The sequence below is a fragment of the Pseudoalteromonas sp. SK18 genome, assembly GCF_001974855.1.
In the GTDB taxonomy this organism is placed as follows: Bacteria; Pseudomonadota; Gammaproteobacteria; order Enterobacterales; family Alteromonadaceae; genus Pseudoalteromonas.
On sequence record NZ_MTQB01000006.1, the window covers coordinates 159,030 to 176,388 of the forward strand.

The window sequence follows — 17,359 nt, forward strand, 5'->3', positions numbered from 1 at the left end:
ACTTAATAATGGCTAAATAACGCCTTAATATTTATTTTGGCGTCTAAACGCGCTGCAATTAAATATAAGCCAGCTAATTTACGGTGAATAAACAATGCATCCACAGGAGGGGTATGCCACTGCTGCGACTGGGCACTTAATTGTAATCCGGCATCTTTGATGTTGCTAGCAAGTTCACTGTTTTTAAAATCAAACTCGCCATTATAGTGAAGTGGCTCGCAAGCCATTAAAAATAAATCAATCACGCTTTCTTTATAATCATCTTTTAAAGCGTCTTTAAAGTAACCAATTGCAGTGGCGGCATTGAGCACGCCTTCACGATCATTATTACTGCCGGCTTTAAACAAGGCTAAATAGGCATCACTGAGGGTAGCTGTAATTTCTCGGGTGGCACCAAAATCAAATAACACAATTTTTTGTGACTCTGGTTGGTAATGAAAATTAGCAAAGTTGGGGTCGGTTTGAATTAACTTAAACTCAAACATTTCTTTAAAGAACAAATCAATTAGTTGCTCTGCAACATGACTTCGCTCAGCAGCGGGTAAATCACAAATGCCTTCTATGGGTTTGGCATCAACATACTCCATTGTAAGCACCTGTGCAGTGCTGTGCTCTACATACACACTAGGCACTTTAAAGTGGGGGTTAGTCGATAATAAGGTTTTATAGCGTGCTAAATACTGTGCTTCTAGGGTGTAATCAGCCTCAGCTAATAACTGTGCTTTCGCTTCTTCAACTAAGGGTTTTATATCCAATTCTTTGGGCAATAATCGCGATAAAGTAAGTAAAGTGATCACGTTATCCACATCGCTCACCACACTTTTTGCAATACCTGGGTATTGAATTTTAACCGCTAATTGAGCACCATTTTCTTTATAAGCCAAATGGACCTGCCCAATTGATGCTGCTGCAAACGGTCTCAGCTCAATATGAGAAAAACGCGATAACCAGTCATCCCCCCATTGCTCTTTTAGCACGCTCACTAATTGCTTATGTGGCATTGGGTTGGCATCGGCACGCAACAAAGACAGTAACTGAGCAAGCTCGGGGGTTAATAAGTCGCCTGCATCCATTGAAAGCAGTTGCCCAAGCTTCATTGCCGCACCGCGAAGATGCGATAGCTGAGTGGCTAAATTTTCAATATTTTTCGGCTGGAGTAATAAGCTTTTATTATCCCAGCCTTTACCACTAAGCGCACTTTTGGCACCACCTACTAACATATTTGTGGCAACACCGGTGGCTAATGAGCCTAACTTTGCAAATCGTGAAAGTCGAGAGGTGGGAACGGATCGCTCATTAGCCATAATTAACCTAATCTATTAATAATAAGGTCAACTTATACGTTTTATTGCGCTTATTGGATCTAAATTATAACCGAGGCACTAGCTTAATAGCGCCTTCGACTACTTTTAAATCTAAGGGTAAATTACTTAACAATGCCATTTTAGGGTCGTTCATATTTAACTTATAAACAGGGTTAACCGCTAAAAAGGCATTCATAACTTCCATCGCCTCATTATCTAATAACCCTAAATTACCTTTAAAGCCACCGGCATCAATACTTGAATCGAGTAACTTAACATTACGTAAAAATACGGCTTTTTTCTCGCTATCATAAAAAGGCGTGCCTTGTATTTGTAACTTTAAACGCACAGGGTACTTTAATGCAAAGGCATTTATTTCGGCGCTCGAATCAGCACCTAATAAAACATAATCACTGTTGTCGGGGCCAATATTAACGCTTAAATCATTCACATCAAATTGGACTGGTAGCCCCATCAGGCTGACTTTTTCACTTAATTTAGGTAACTCTTTATTTAGTAATGACTCAACCTCTGAATTTGTAAATGAATAAACCGAAATACCCTGAGTGCTGTTACAGGCAGTTAAAAATAATAGTGAAATAAAAACAAAAATTTTCATGCAAAACCCTATTCATTAATCGTCTTGGCAGTAAGTAGCCATAATAAAAAACCGCTTTAATAGCGGTTTTTTTATTTTAGTTGATAAAAGTCATTGCGCTTACTTTACAGCAAAAATAACTTTTAACCTTGCTAGTGTGTCAGTTTTGACTGAACCTTCGCTGAGCGCTATTAATTGCTTTAAATAATAGTTTAAATCAGCGTGGTCACCACGGTGTTTGTCATCTAGCATTGCCACTTGCTCAACCATTCTCTGCGCTGAATCATGCGAACTGACGTTAGCCAGTATTTCCATACGCGTGAGCAACTGCTCGGTACTTAATGCCGTTTTTACCGCACCAGTAAACTGGCTTGGCACCGGCTCATTATTCTCAAGCGCAACAAATAATGCGTCTAAGTTAGCCTGCTCATTTTTAGCAACTAACCCTGTTAGCTTTTCATCTATGGCTGACAACAAAGCGGATACTTTAGGCGTTAACGATTTAAATGGCATATACCCTTTAACTTTGGTTTGCAGATCAAGTAACTGGGCTTTACCTTCAACACTATTTAAAGCCGCCTCTAGCTCATTAAGTTCAGCTGTAGCCTGCTTATCTGACTCACCTTGCTCGCGTTTTTGCTGCTCAAACTCTTCGCTGCGTTTAGTGAATGTTGCATCATTAAACTCACGGAATTTTTGCCACAGTGCATTCTCAGCTTTTAAGCCTGCAAAACCTATGGTCTGCCATTGTTGCTGTAACTGCTTTAACTGCTGACACGCCTCTGCTAGATTGTCACTTTGCGATAGCTGTTGCGCCTGCTCAACAAGCTCATTTTTAAGTGCGGCATTGCCTTTATGAAACGCATTAAGTGAAGATACAACAAGCTGTTGCTCTGCCTTGTAACGCTCGTTTAATACTCGGTATGTTTTAGGATCAACTTTACCTACGCTACGCCATGCTTTTTGTAATCGGTTATAGTGACTTTCAAATTGTTTCCAATCTAAATCAGCATCCTCTGTCGCTTGTAAGTGCAGCGAATGCATTTGCGCTATTAGTTGCTCACGCTCTACTTTAGCCGCTTCTCGCTGGCTTTCTTGTTCTGCAAAATAACTGCGACACGGTGCAAACAGAAGCTCAATTTTTTCATCAAACTCATTACCTTGCTGCTTTTCTTGCTCTGTATCAAGGCGTCCTAACTCGTTCCAACGCTTTCGCAATACTTTAACTTGATCCGCACGCTGTTGTGGATCGTTGCAAGGCTCAACAACTAACAGTGTTACTTCTTCTAAAAGTGCAGCGCGCTTAGGAGCCGCTGCATACTTTTGCCAGTCTTTAGCATCGGCTAATTGCGCTTCTAGGTCGGCTTTTAAGTTAACCAGTGGCTGTTGATACTTTTCAGTTAAGGCATTGTATAGCTCTTCGAAGCCCTTAAATACGCCAAATGCAACATTAAAACGACCTTCTTCAATCAAGCGTTTAACATCGCGCGCTTTTCGCTTAGCTTGGCTCTGGGTTTTTTCTAGCGGCTTTGTCAGTTCGCTCATTGCGGCTAAAAACTGCTTCTTATGGCTGTTAAGCTGAGTTTTGAATGACGCTTGTAAATCAGTGCTAAGTACATTTAGGTGACTACGTGCAGTTTTAAATGTGTCATTGAACGCTGTTAACTGTTGATCGTAATCGCTAAGTTGCTCTGCAGGTTTTATTTCACTAAGCGTACTATAGGCGATTTTATACTCTTTAATAGCCGTAGTTAGCTCAGGTAACTTAGCAACTTGTGAGAATAGCTGCTCAAGCTTATTAATCACTTGTTTTGATTGCTGATCAGCCATCAGTTGCGTTTTATCTAGCGTATCTTTCGCTTGCGCTACTTTGGCATTTAGCCAATCTTGCTGAATTTGCTCTGGCGTTTCTAATCCTAACTGTAATGCATTTTCAATTTCTTCACTCAACGCTTCTAACGTGGCTAATGCTAAGACTTGGCGCTGTTGTTGCGCTAAACGTTGCTGCTCTATTTCGTGCTGCGCTTTCAATGTGGCAATGTGAACATCAAGCTTATCGGTAATTGAAATATATTTAGCATCAAGGGTTTTTACATGTTCTTCGTTTAGCCATTTTAACTCTAGTGCTTGCCACTGTGCCATAAGTTCGGCGGCTTGTGGGTCAACAATAGCGTAGTCGTGTTTATCACGCAGTGCATTAAGCTTGGCTAAAATAACACGGGTAGCATTTTCAACTTGCGCTGGCATTTCAAGCGCTAAACGCTCGTTTTCAAGATGGCTTTCAAGGGCCGTTTTAGCTTCACCTTGAGCATGCTTTAACAAAGCTTTAGTTAACTGCTGTGTAATGACTAAGTCAACTAACTGCTTTTGCAGCTCTTCATTGGCTTCTTTAAAGGCTTTTTCAATCAGTTTAGGGTTTGCTAGGCGTTTTAATAACTTTACTCTTACTTGTAACTCTTTTTCTGCAAATGCCAGTTTTTCAAGGGTTTTAACCGGTGCAAAACGTTCAATGTACTCATTTTTAATCTGCGCCGATAAGCTACTTTCACTGTTTAATACAGCAGACGATATTTGCTGCTCAGCTACATCTTTTAATGCCTGATCTTGCTTGTAAGCTTTCCACCAAAGCGGTAAATCGTTTACTTTTTGCAGTGCTTTACGGCGAATTTCAGCCGATGAGTCTTCAAGCGCTAAGGTACTTAAAATTGTTACGTCGCGTGCTACATCAAGCTTTTCAATCGCATCTAAACGAACTTGTTGCTTCGGGTGTTTCCATTTTGGTGTAAAAAGGTGTTTAAAGATCATTTTCACTGAACCTAGCTATTTCGTTATCTGATTTAAATTCTTTTTGTAGTTGCGCTTTGGTTTTTTGGATCATTTCTCCATCTGCACCAATGGTAAACTGCTCGTTTGATTGTGCTACTTTTGCTTGATACAACATCACAAGTTGCACTGTTTGTTGTTTTTGTTCATCTGATAAAGGTGTGCCATCTGGCCACTTTCCTGTTGATGCACCATATTGCAGACGCTCAAATAATTCTGGAGTAATATTCTGTACTAGGTTGTCAATATTCATGTCATTTTTTCTTTTTCAGAGTCACTAAAATAATACGGTTAATAAGGTACCAAATACAGCCAATGCCTATGGCTGAGGTATACGCATACCACTGAAGTGTTTTTTCTTGAGGTTGTAGGAAGTACAAACAAAAGAAGCCACCTAAAAATAAGATCAGCGCTAAAAAGGAGTGGTTCATAAACATTTGCTGCTTTTTAATTCGCTGCTCACGTTGAAGTTGTTGAACTTGCTCGGCATTTAATTCAGCAACGTTACTTTGGCAATGTGGACACTGCGGATGTTTATCTGAAATTGATTTTGCACATTTGGGGCAACGAATAATCGCCATACATCTCTCTCCATACTACGCATAAAAAAAGCGCCTTTCGGCGCTTTTCATTGTACTTGTTTTATTGCTCTTTGTCTTTTTTGAATTTAACCCAATAGTTCATATTAGGTTATTAGGGTCTGTTTATTCAGCGTCTTTAGATTGCTTCTCAAGACGTTTTTCCCAGAAAGTGGCGTTTTTAATCCCTAATTTAACGGGATCAAACGTGATTTCTCCACCTTTCTTCTTCTGGTCTTCATAATCACTCAAACATGTTAAGGCCGGTTTAGCGACAAAGAAAATAGCTAATATACCCAATATGTTTATCCACGCCATTAAGCCAACGCCTATGTCGCCAATAGTCCAAATATAACCTGAGCTATTAACCATGCCGTAGGCTACCATAAACATAATGACAAGTTTTACGGCTACAAGCGGAATACTTCCTTTAAAGTAGCGGTTTAAGTACGCGATATTCGTCTCTGCAATGAAGTAGTAAGCCAGTATGGTGGTAAAAGCAAAGAAGAATAAAGCGATACCTACAAACGCTTCCCCAAAGCCACCAAATACACTAAACAACGCCATTTGGGTGAACGCTGCTGACCCCACTTCAGTTGCTGCATCAACGTTTTGTACAATGAATTGACCCGCAGGTAATTCGCCAACAATGTTGTATTGCTGCGTTATTAAAATCATTAATGCCGTTGCTGTACATACAAAGAGTGTATCAACATAAACAGAAAAAGCTTGAACTAAACCTTGCTGTGCAGGGTGATCAACCTCTGCTGCAGCCGCTGCATGAGGGCCTGTACCTTGACCGGCCTCATTTGAGTATATTCCACGCTTAACACCCCAGCCAATTGCGGCACCAAAGCCTGCTTGAGCTGTAAATGCATCACCAATGATGAGCGAGAAAATGCCCGGTATTTTGTCTAAGTTTATAAATACCACAATTAAGGCGAGAACGATGTAACCAAGCGCCATAAATGGCACAACAATTTGGGTAAAGTTAGCGATGCGTTTTATACCACCAAAAATAATAAACGCTAAAACAATAAGAATAATAGCCAACGCAACCAGTTTAAAGCTGCCTACGTCACCAAAACTTGTAGACACCATAGTGCCATCACCAAATACTTGAGTGAATGCATTACCTACAGCGTTTGCTTGTACCCCTGGTAGGAAAACCCCACAGGCTATAATTGCCGACACAGCAAATAATACAGCCAGCCACTTTTGCCCTAAACAACGGTCAAAATAATACGCTGGGCCACCGCGGTATTGCCCGTCTTCTTCTAATTTATAAATTTGACCTAATGTTGATTCTGCGTATGCAGTGCTTGCACCTAAAAAAGCAACAACCCACATCCAAAAAATAGCACCTGGACCACCAAAACCAATTGCGGCTGCAACACCGGCAATATTACCAACCCCTACTCGGCCAGATAACGAGACAGCAAGGGCTTGAAAAGATGAAATCCCTTTCTCTGAAGTGTTAGGGCTAAATAATAGCTTACACATTTCTTTAAAATGTCTAACTTGAGCAAATCGAGTTAGCACTGAGTAAAATAAGCCTGCGCCTAGGCATAAATAGATGAGTGCATTACTCCAAACAACATCATTAACGGCGCTTACAAAAGCTTCCATGAACATCCTCACAGTTATATTTATTATTATTAATTACCATACTCTGCTATTCAGAATACCTGTCATAAGCTTTACGAAATAAGGGGTTAATCTTTTCCGTCTTTCTTATTGTTTAATTTATATTAACTTAAGTACCCAACCTTGTTAACAGTTAATTTTCAAAACAACTCACTATAGACTTGTCGATGACGTTTTACGCAGTGCAGGTTGATATAGACTATGCGGTATTAAATCTGCCGAGAAGGTGTATTGGAATGTTTTGGTGCTGTGGTGGGTAAATGAATTTTATTTTCTGGTACGGCCGGTTTAGCTTAAAATAAAAAGGGTATCAATATTATTGATACCCTTTGAAACAAACGTTTTATCTTAAGTTGTCTACAACATTAACAATGGCTGCTAACGTGTCTTGACCAAATTGATATGAACGGCGATCTGACCAGCCGTAATCTGGATCTGGTAAGTCATTATTATCTTTAAATGGCATTTCAACTGTGTAAGTAAGCGCTTTAAATTCTTCAGCGGTCGCTGATGAACCTACTGTTAAGTTAGCTTGACCTGGTTCGTCTTTATCGTAGCCATGAGTATCTTGAAACTCTGGAGTAATCGTTAAAAGCGCGGCTTTAAAGCTATCTTCTAAGCCTTTTAAGCGTGCATCATAGCTTGGTATACCTTCGCTACCGGCAACAAAGTTATATGGAATAGCTTCATCCCCGTGAATGTCTAGGTGCATGTCTAAGCCTGCTTCGCGCATTTTATTAAGCACCAAGTAAACTTCAGGGCTGTTTTCCATGCTTGGCGTTTGCCATTCACGATTTAAGTTAACCCCTTTAGCATTAGTACGTAAGTGACCACGTGCACTGCCATCTGGATTCATGTTTGGCACGATATAGAATACCGCTTTTGATAGTAAGGCTGCAGCATGTGGGTCTTCATCATCAAGTAGCTTGTGTAATAAGCCTTCTACAAACCACTCTGCCATAGTTTCACCTGGGTGTTGGCGAGCGGTAACCCAAATGACTTTTTTATCTGCACTTGGCTGGCCAATCTTAAGCACGCTCATATCACGCCCATCTAAGGTTTGACCTAGCGTCTCTAGCTGACAAAGCTCTTGGCTTTGTGCCCATGATAATAAATCTAAATGACGGTCGTAGCTGTATGGAGCGAAATAGGCGAAGTAAACGCTGCTGCACTCAGGCTCAAGCTCAAATGTTAGTGTGCCATTTTCATATGAAGACGGTACACGAAACCATGTTTGACGGTCGTATGAAGCAACGGCTTGGTAGTCTACCCAACCGTCTGGATATGCAGACTTATCAAGATTATTAATATTTAACTGATGTAGTTGATAAGGCGTTGTTTCAAGACGAAAGTGAAACCACTGATAAAACTCAGACTGATAATCTTTATTAATTTCTAACTGAATATTTAACGGATCGGTGGCTTCAATAACTTTAATATTACCACTGTCAAAATTGCTACTGATTTTCATTACAACAAACCTATTAGTTAACTGTGTATCTTGACCAAGGGATTTAGCCAAGAGGTAAGTACGTGTTCATGCACTTTAAACGGCTATTACTACGTACCCAATTTAATAAAGCGTACCATAACCGCTTCACTTTAAAAATCTTCAGACCTAAAAAAGCCAGCAAGTGCTGGCTTTTCTTAATTGCTCATGTGTTTATCGAGGTAAACTTGGGAATGAGACTTCTGCCATGTCGCGCATACAGCGAACCACCTGACAGCTATAACCAAACTCATTGTCGTACCATACGTAAAGTACAACACGGTTATCATCAACAATGGTTGCTTGAGAATCAACAACACCTGCGTAACGGCTACCTACTAAATCGGTAGATACAATTTCAGTTGACGCTGTGTAATCGATTTGATCACGTAGGTCTGAGTGAAGTGCTGTTTCACGTAAAAACGCATTAAGCTCTTCAACCGTCGTGCTCTTTTCAAGATTTAAGTTTAAGATAGCTAACGATACGTTTGGTGTAGGTACACGGATTGCGTTACCTGTTAGTTTACCTTCAAGCTCTGGTAATGCTTTAGATACCGCTTTTGCTGCACCTGTTTCAGTGATAACCATGTTAAGTGCCGCAGCACGACCACGACGTTCTGCTTTGTGGTAGTTATCAATTAAGTTTTGGTCATTAGTGTATGAGTGAACTGTTTCAACGTGACCATTCTTAATACCAAACTGATCGTTTAATGCTTTCAATGTTGGTGTTATTGCATTAGTTGTACAGCTTGCAGCACATACAATTTTATCTTCAGGTAAAATATCTTGGTTATTTACACCGTAAACGATATTTTTAATGTTGCCCTTAGCTGGCGCTGTTAATAATACTTTTGCAGCACCTTTAGATTCTAAGTGTTGACCAAGACCAGCTTCATCTTTCCAAATACCTGTGTTATCAACAACAAGTGCGTTTTCGATACCGTAAGCGCTGTAATCAACTTCGCTTGGCGAATTAGCGTAGATAACTTGAATGTAGCTACCGTTAGCTTTAATTGCATTGCGCTCTTTATCAATGGTAATTGAACCATTGAACGGACCATGGATAGAATCACGACGCAATAAGCTTGCACGTTTTTCCAAATCGCCGTCTTTACCACCACGCACAACAATAGCGCGTAGGTTTAGATCCGCATAAGGGCCTGATTTTTCAATTAACAAACGTGCTAATAAGCGACCGATACGACCAAAGCCGTAAAGTACTACGTCACGTGGCGCTTTAGGCTCAGAATCAACAATTTCAGCTAGCTCGTCTTTAACGAACTCTTCTACTGAACGGCCATTCGCAGCATCTGTGTATAAATAGCTGTATGCTAATTTACCAATATCGATACGGGCAGAATTTAATTCCATTTTGCTAATAGCTTCTAAGAATGGGAAGCTTTCACGTAGGCGAAGTTTAGTTCCTTCAAACTGAGCTACTGATTTGTGAGACTTAATAATATCTATAGTGCTTGAGTTTACTAATGGACGGCCGTAAACAGCGATTTCAATACCACGATTACGGTACAATTTACCAATAATTGGTTGCATGCTTTCAGCGTAATCTTGACGTTCTTGCCAGCTACTTGTGTATTCTAACTCGTGAGATGAGGTCATTTTTTTTACCTAATTAAACAATTTTGAACGGATAGCCTAAGAATGTATCGAATTTTGAGAGCAACACATTCCTTCGGGCAGGCCTATTCTAATTTAATCTCATTTTATTCTCCACTGTTAGAGACTAAAGTTTAGGCTAGAATAATACTTTATTGATGATTGAGAGGCTCGGATGGCTTTTAAGCGCATAACCCTCACTTTTGCATTGTTGCTTGCAGGGTGCGAAGAATCTTTTACCGTTGAAGATGTTTGTGCGCAATCACCCGCCATGTGCAATGATCTTAACCACGATAGCCACTGTAAGGCACAGCGAGAGCGTACTATTTTTTCTCGCTACCGCGAATCCTTACAACCAACCGATGAGCACAAGTATCAATTACTCAAAGCGTTTGAGCACTACAACCAATGTATCGGCTTAGCTGCTAATATTCAGCATATAAAGCTAAAAGGTAAAACCACCGCCCGTCGACGAGCGTATCTCACTAGTAATAAAGAAATGGCACGTATTTATCAGCAAACACAAGCAACCACTCACCCTGGCCTACTCTATTACCATTGGTCAAGAAACAATGATGAAACAGCACTCACCCGGTTACTTGCTCTAGAAAATACTGCTGAGGTTGAAACGAGTGCTGAAATGCAATTTTACTTGGCGTCTTATTATATTAAAGTTGATGAGCACAAAGCGATTGGTTTTTTATACAACACACTGGCGTTAAATCAAGCTAAGCAAGTACCTGATCCAGAAATATACACCTCTTTAATTAGCCTTTTTTACAAGCATCATCAATATAAGCACGCGTACATTTTTGCCAAAATAGCAGAGCTCTCTGGGATAAAAAATATCGACATATTATTAATTGAGCAGCAGTTAATAGCACAAGGTAAAAATTTAGAAAGTTTGGATAGGTTAGCCGAGCAAACTTTGCAGCAAATAGATCAAGGAAAGTTTATTTCCCCCCGGAAATAATACAACAGATACAAAAAAGGCAGCTTGCGCTGCCTTTTTGTTTATTTTTTGCTTGTGCCTACTTCGACACGGGTCTTTAACTTTTGTCCCGGTCTAAAAGTAACTACGCGACGTGCTGAAATTGGAATGTCTTCTCCCGTTTTCGGATTACGTCCCGGTCTTTCTTTCTTATCTCGAAGATCAAAGTTACCAAATCCAGAGAGCTTAATCTGCTCGCCTTTTTCAAGCGCTGAGCGGATTTCTTCAAAAAACGCTTCAACTAAATCTTTGGCATCTTTTTTATTGATCCCGAGCTTTTCAAATAGGTGTTCAGCTATGTCGGCTTTAGTAAGCGCCATATCTAGTCCCTCAACGATGCATTAAACTGTTCGGCCAGTGCGGCCACCACGTTATCAACTACCTGATTGATATCTTTCTCTTCGAGTGTTCTATCAACCGCCTGCAGTGTTAGAGCAATCGCCAAACTCTTATAATTTGGCTCAATACCTTTGCCCTTATACACATCGAATAAGTTTAGGTCAACCAATTGATTTCCGCCAACTTTTCCGATGACGTTTAAAATATCACCAATTTTAACGCTGTCTTGTACTAAAATAGCGATGTCGCGGCGATTTGATGGGAATTTAGACACCCCTACAGCTTGAGGTAAATTTCTTTTTTCTAATGCCGACATTTCAATTTCAAACACAAAAGTAGCATTGTTGATATCTAACGATTTTTGCGCTTGAGGATGTAATGCGCCAAAGAAACCTACTTTTTTACCATCAACATAAATAACGGCAGACTGACCCGGGTGAAGACCATCCGATTGCTCAGCTTTAATTTCAAAGCGGCTAACATCGTTGGTAATTGCAAGTAATGCTTCAACATCCCCTTTTAGGTCATAAAAGTCGACATTGCGTTTTTCTTCAACCCAATGCTCACCATGTACCAAACCAGTAATAACGCCACCAATAACAGGCACTTGGTAAACGCCATTTTCTGCGCTTTCATCGCTGATAAATTTAAGGCCATGTTCAAATAAGCGAATACGAGGTTGTTGGCGGTTTTGGTTATACGCAACAGATGAAAGCAGCCCAGGCATTAAACTTACACGCATCGCTGACATTTCAATTGAAATTGGGTGCGGTAATACCAGTGCATTACACTCAGGGTGTAAAATAGCCTGCGCTTTAGGGTCAACAAAGCTGTAAGTAATGGCTTCTTGATAGCCACGTGTTACTAGCGCATTTCGAAAACGGCTCAGGGCAACAGTTGATTCATCATGCGTGGTCATTTTAAGTTTTGCTGTCGGTGCAACATTAGGGATGCTGTTATAACCGTACACTCGTGCAACTTCTTCAATTAAATCTTCTTCGATACGAATATCAAAACGGTAGCTTGGCACATCAGCGCTCCAGCTATCATTGTCAAATTTAACATCAAGTCCTAAACGCGTCAGAATATCGGTTACTTTCGCATCTTCAATATGATGACCAATAACGCGGTCTAAACGTGACCGACGTAAACGTACTTCAGTTACTTTAGGTAACTTATCAGCAGCCACAGCTTCAACAACAGGGCCCGCTTCACCACCAACAATTTCAAGCAGTAACGCTGTAGCGCGCTCCATTGCGTCATGTTGTAGCGCAAAGTCTACGCCACGCTCATAGCGATGAGATGCATCGGTATGTAAGCCGTAGCTACGTGCTTGACCAGCAATAGCCACAGGGTTAAAGAATGCGCTTTCTAACAGAATATCAGCTGTTTTTTCAGTAACGCCAGATTGCTCACCACCAAAAATACCAGCAATAGCTAGCGCTTTATGATGATCGGCAATCACTAATGTCGATTCATTTAACTTTGCAGTGTTACCATCAAGTAAAACTAATTCTTCACCTGCGTTTGCACTACGTACTTTAATTCCACCCTCAATCGCTTTTAAATCAAATGCATGCATTGGGTGACCAAGTTCTAATAATACAAAGTTAGTCACATCAACAACCGGATCGATTGAACGCACACCACTACGGCGTAGCTTTTCAACCATCCATAAAGGAGTTTCAGCATTAAGGTTAATGCCTTTGATAACACGCCCTAAATAACGAGGACAAGCCTCATCGTTAACCAACTCGATTGATACTTTATCTTCAATTGTCGGTGCTACCGCTGGAATACTTAATGTATTAACATCAATGCTGTTCAGTACGCCAACTTCGCGGGCAAGGCCTTTAATACCTAAACAGTCACCACGGTTAGGGGTTAAATCTACATCTATGATGTTGTCATCTAACCCTAAGTATTCGCGTAAATCTGTGCCAATCGGCGCGTCAAGCGGCAATTCCATAATGCCATCGCCTTCTTCGCTAATGCCTAGCTCATCAAACGCACACAACATGCCGTGTGATGGTTGACCACGAAGTTTGGCCTTTTTAATTTTAAAATCACCTGGTAATACTGCACCAACAGTGGCAACAGCAACTTTAATACCTTGGCGGCAATTTGGTGCACCACAAACAATATCAAGCAGTTCATCACCACCAACATTAATTTTTGTTACACGTAGTTTATCTGCATCAGGGTGCTGGCCACATTCAACCACCTCACCTACAACAACACCATTAAATTTGGCTGCTGCCGGCTCTACGCCATCTACTTCTAAACCAGCCATTGAAAGCTGTTCCGAAAGAGCTTGCGTATCAATTGCAGGATTTACCCACTCTCTTAACCACTTTTCACTAAATTTCATTTTATTTCTTCACTCTTAACGGAACTGGTTTAGGAATTTTAAGTCGTTTTCGAAAAACGCACGTAAATCGTTTACGCCGTAACGCAACATAGTTAAGCGCTCTACACCCATACCAAAAGCAAAACCGGTGTATTTTTCAGGATCGATACCAACAGACTTAAGTACGTTAGGGTGAACCATGCCACAGCCTAATACTTCTAACCATTTACCATCTTTACCCATTACATCAACTTCGGCTGAGGGCTCTGTAAATGGGAAGAATGAAGGACGGAAACGAATTTCCATATCTTCTTCAAAAAAGTTACGTAAAAAGTCATGTAAAATACCTTTGAGCTCAGTAAAGCTAACGTCCGTATCAACCATTAAACCTTCCACCTGATGGAACATAGGTGTATGTGTTTGGTCGTAGTCATTACGGTATACACGCCCTGGTGAAATTATACGAAGCGGCGGCTGCTCTGTTTCCATGGTACGAATTTGCACACCACTAGTTTGAGTACGTAACACCAACTTAGGATTAAAGTAAAAAGTATCGTGATCGGCGCGCGCAGGATGGTGCTCAGGAATATTTAGCGCATCAAAGTTATGAAAATCATCTTCAACTTCAGGACCTGATTTAACTTCAAAGCCTAGTTCACCAAAAAAGCTTTCAATACGCTCAATGGTGCGAGTCACAGGATGCAAACCACCAGAAGGCATAACGCGCCCTGGTAAAGTTACATCGATAGTTTCAGCAGCTAGTTTTTCTTCAAGTGCTTTACTCGCTAAAAGCTCACGCTTATCATTAATTGCGCTTTGCACATCTTGCTTAGCTTGATTAATTACCTGGCCTGCTTCTTTGCGTTCTTCAGGAGCAATTTTACCCAGTGTTTTAAGTAAGCTGGTGATCTCGCCTTTTTTACCAAGGTAGTTAACCCTGATCTCTTCTAGTTGCGCGATTTCACTGGCACTGGCAACTGCCTCAAGTGCTTGCGCTAATATATTTTCTAAGTTCATTCGATACCTGATCTTTCAAAGAAGGTGATTACAATTTAGTTAGCTAATGATAACTGAAAGCAGGGTCTAGATTCTAGACCTACTACAGCTTTAGCGTTGATTTTATGAAAGGAATAGTTAATTTTCGCTGTGCAGCCATAGATGCATGATCTAATTTGTCCAATACATCCAATAAAGCGCGCATATCACGACTTAAACGGGTTAATAAAAACCGCGCACATTCGTCGCTAAGTTCAAGTCCACGCATGTTCGCACGTTTAACCAGCGCTTGTGCTTTATCATCATCACTCATAGAACGAATTTGAAAAGTGGTACCCCACTTCAAACGCGATTCTAAATCGGGCAAGCTAATATTAAGCATATTTGGCAGTAAATCAGCGGTTACTACCAACATTTTATTAGGCTCATTAAAGCGATTAAAAAAGTTAAATAACGCTTTTTCCCATGCATCATTACCTGCCACTAGGTGAACATCATCAATACATAATACATCTAGCGCCTCAAGTCCATCTAAAACCATCGGGCCAAAATGTAGAACTTCTCGCATTGATAGCAGCATATTAGATAAGCCGCGCTCTTGGGCTTGAATACAGGTGGCGTATAACAAATGGGATTTACCTGAGTCTCCTAAGCCACACAAATAAGTATACTGAAAAGCATGAGTAAGCTTAGCAAAACTATCTTTTAGATGGCTTACCTCTAATGAGTCTTCTCCACCAAAATAAGAGGCAAATGTTTCATCATCCGGTAAAGTAACCGGTAGCGCCATTTGCATTGGCTCTTGAGTTAGCATTAGTTTTCAACCCATTGATACTCTAGGCTTTGCTTATCAACTATGTGATAAAAAGCACGAGGGTCAACATAATCTTTAAAGGCATTATCAAGACCAAGGGCTTTTTTAAGGTCGTTAACAGTGCCGGTATGATCTAGCTTAAATTCAACCGAATCGGGAGTTTTACGTATGATAACCGCTTGGGTTACAACACTTAGGTTGAGTAGACGGCGCTTTGCCAATTCTATATCCACAAAGGTATCAGTCCCTTTTAAGGTCAAATTAGCAGTACGCTGTTCATAATACGCATTAGGATCGATGGCGTATTCGCCAGCTAAACCTTGTGCTAAATCATCAAGCATTTGCGCAACAATTTGCTGTCTATAGCCAATAATTCGGTTAGATTCAAACATTTCATCATTGGTGAAGCGCCAATCTAATACCCAATTATCGGAGTTAAATTCTTGATACATCCTAGCAGTAATACTTCGCTCAGCACTGTAGCGTTTAGATGCCTCTTCTACTGGTTCTGAAAAGTTCCCCCAAACCTCAGGGACTCCAACAAGGCGTCTATCTTGTAAATCCAGCAAAGGCACAACCACAGGTAAGCCACGACGGCTTGCTTTATCATAAATGAGTTGCTCTAACTGTGGGTAACTTTCTTGCGTTACTAGTTCTCGTTGCCTGTTATCTTCAATCCCTAACCAGATAGCAACTAGTGGGCGCTGTACTCCCCATAGTGGCAAATTAAGATCTTTAATTAACGCATTGATCTTTCGAGCCTCAAATTTGACTAATAATTTAAGCTCTCCGGGGATACGTTCATCGTATTCAAATTTTAACATGTAATCAGATATGTCTTTGGTGCGCTGCTTCGCTAGCTGATTTTCGTCCGCGCTTTTATCACCGCTCACTTTTACTAATACGTTCAGCAACGCTTTGCGGCTAGCATCTAAACGTGTATCACGAGATTTATCTTCTACAACCAAAATATCTTGATATAGATCAGTTACTTCAACTGCTGATACAGAAACACAAAAGAAAATGGATAAGGCGCTAATTAATAATCTATACACAGGCAAATCATTCATGGTTTTAAACTGTTTTGATCCTAAATCAAAGCCACTAACAAAGCAAAATTATATTTTTCTCAGTTACTAACACCATTAAGCTCGCTTTAATGATCATAAAAAACCTAAAAGCAAATACCGGCTAATTGGAATCGGTGCACTAGTTTATAGCGACAAAGCAGTAGAATGTCATGGGGTCGGTTCTGTTCTCTTCCCTTTCACCTCGAACCTTCTTTTTACTTTATTACAGATGTATAAAAGCCCGGCTCTTCCGAGTCTGCCTTTCTTGTATTTGGAGTCGGTGCGCTACTTCGTAGCTACAGTAGGCTCGGTTCTGATCAATTTTCTTCCTTTAACCTAATACCTTTAACCTCGAACCTTCTTTTGACTTTATTCCAGACGTAAAAAAGCCCGACTCTTTCGAGTCGGGCTTGCTTGTATTTGGAGTCGGTGCGCTACTTTTATAGCGACAAAGCAGAATGTTCTTCTTGGACAGCGTTGATAGCCTTAATAAAGGCATGGAGGTGGCTTTAGGCTGTTATTATTTTGCTTTTAACCTAATGCCTTTAACCTTTTACCTTTGTTTTTCACTTTCCTACAGACGTAAAAAAACCCGACTCTTTCGAGTCGGGCTTTCTTGTATTTGGAGCCTGGTAATGTCCTACTTTCACATAGCAAATGCTACACTATCATCGGCGCTGTTTCGTTTCACTACTGAGTTCGGCATGGGGTCAGGTGGGTCCAAAACGCTATTGTCACCAAGCAAA

Annotated in this window: 14 protein-coding genes and 1 rRNA gene; 1 reads left to right on the top strand and 14 read right to left on the bottom strand. The window is 40.6% G+C overall.

Annotated elements, in window-relative coordinates; all coding sequences use genetic code 11:
* Positions 1-2: 2 nt before the first annotated feature.
* From BW139_RS06860 to BW139_RS06895, 8 genes are all read right to left on the bottom strand, one after another.
* A complete protein-coding gene (locus tag BW139_RS06860) occupies positions 3-1,304 on the bottom strand; it encodes an AarF/ABC1/UbiB kinase family protein (protein ID WP_076919172.1) in 1,302 nt (433 codons plus the stop codon).
* 64 nt (positions 1,305-1,368) lie between these two features.
* Positions 1,369-1,923, bottom strand: a complete 555-nt coding sequence (locus BW139_RS06865; RefSeq protein WP_008114082.1) for a DUF1439 domain-containing protein — start codon at positions 1,921-1,923, stop codon at positions 1,369-1,371.
* A 99-nt stretch (positions 1,924-2,022) separates the two neighbouring features.
* Positions 2,023-4,707, bottom strand: a complete 2,685-nt coding sequence (locus BW139_RS06870; protein ID WP_076919173.1) for a DUF349 domain-containing protein — start codon at positions 4,705-4,707, stop codon at positions 2,023-2,025.
* A complete protein-coding gene (locus tag BW139_RS06875) occupies positions 4,697-4,978 on the bottom strand; it encodes a YeaC family protein (protein WP_008114080.1) in 282 nt (93 codons plus the stop codon). Before BW139_RS06875 ends, BW139_RS06870 begins: the two co-directional genes overlap by 11 nt.
* Position 4,979: 1 nt before the next feature.
* Positions 4,980-5,306 carry a hypothetical protein gene (locus tag BW139_RS06880; protein ID WP_008114079.1) on the bottom strand — a complete coding sequence of 109 codons (327 nt, stop codon included), beginning with the start codon at positions 5,304-5,306 and terminating at the stop codon, positions 4,980-4,982.
* 123 nt (positions 5,307-5,429) lie between these two features.
* A complete protein-coding gene (locus BW139_RS06885) occupies positions 5,430-6,932 on the bottom strand; it encodes a sodium:alanine symporter family protein (protein ID WP_008114078.1) in 1,503 nt (500 codons plus the stop codon).
* Positions 6,933-7,293: 361 nt separating this feature from the next.
* Positions 7,294-8,421, bottom strand: a complete 1,128-nt coding sequence (locus tag BW139_RS06890) for a M14-type cytosolic carboxypeptidase (RefSeq protein ID WP_076919174.1) — start codon at positions 8,419-8,421, stop codon at positions 7,294-7,296.
* A gap of 192 nt (positions 8,422-8,613) precedes the next feature.
* Positions 8,614-10,056: a glyceraldehyde-3-phosphate dehydrogenase gene (locus BW139_RS06895; protein WP_008114075.1), complete on the bottom strand. Its 1,443-nt coding sequence runs from the start codon at positions 10,054-10,056 to the stop codon at positions 8,614-8,616.
* A 172-nt stretch (positions 10,057-10,228) separates the two neighbouring features.
* On the opposite strand from BW139_RS06895, the gene BW139_RS06900 reads away from it, so the two are divergent.
* Positions 10,229-11,026, top strand: coding sequence for a DUF2989 domain-containing protein (locus BW139_RS06900; protein ID WP_076919175.1), 798 nt, complete (start codon positions 10,229-10,231; stop codon positions 11,024-11,026).
* Positions 11,027-11,067: 41 nt separating this feature from the next.
* On the opposite strand, the gene ihfA is transcribed toward BW139_RS06900, so the two are convergent.
* The 6 genes from ihfA to rrf form a co-directional block, all read right to left on the bottom strand.
* The gene (gene ihfA / locus BW139_RS06905; protein WP_008114070.1) at positions 11,068-11,364 is read right to left on the bottom strand and encodes an integration host factor subunit alpha; all 297 of its coding nucleotides are present in this window, start codon (positions 11,362-11,364) and stop codon (positions 11,068-11,070) included.
* A 2-nt stretch (positions 11,365-11,366) separates the two neighbouring features.
* Entirely contained in the window at positions 11,367-13,754 is a 2,388-nt protein-coding gene (pheT, locus tag BW139_RS06910) for a phenylalanine--tRNA ligase subunit beta (protein ID WP_076919176.1), read from the bottom strand.
* Between the two features lie 15 nt (positions 13,755-13,769).
* Complete coding sequence (gene pheS / locus BW139_RS06915; RefSeq protein ID WP_008468473.1) at positions 13,770-14,750, bottom strand: phenylalanine--tRNA ligase subunit alpha; 981 nt, start codon at positions 14,748-14,750, stop codon at positions 13,770-13,772.
* Positions 14,751-14,832: 82 nt separating this feature from the next.
* Positions 14,833-15,543 carry a DnaA regulatory inactivator Hda gene (gene hda / locus BW139_RS06920; RefSeq protein ID WP_008114063.1) on the bottom strand — a complete coding sequence of 237 codons (711 nt, stop codon included), beginning with the start codon at positions 15,541-15,543 and terminating at the stop codon, positions 14,833-14,835.
* Complete coding sequence (locus BW139_RS06925; RefSeq protein WP_036934517.1) at positions 15,543-16,598, bottom strand: DUF2066 domain-containing protein; 1,056 nt, start codon at positions 16,596-16,598, stop codon at positions 15,543-15,545. Before BW139_RS06925 ends, hda begins: the two co-directional genes overlap by 1 nt.
* A gap of 642 nt (positions 16,599-17,240) precedes the next feature.
* A 5S ribosomal RNA gene (gene rrf / locus BW139_RS06930) occupies positions 17,241-17,355 on the bottom strand.
* Positions 17,356-17,359 lie beyond the last annotated feature (4 nt).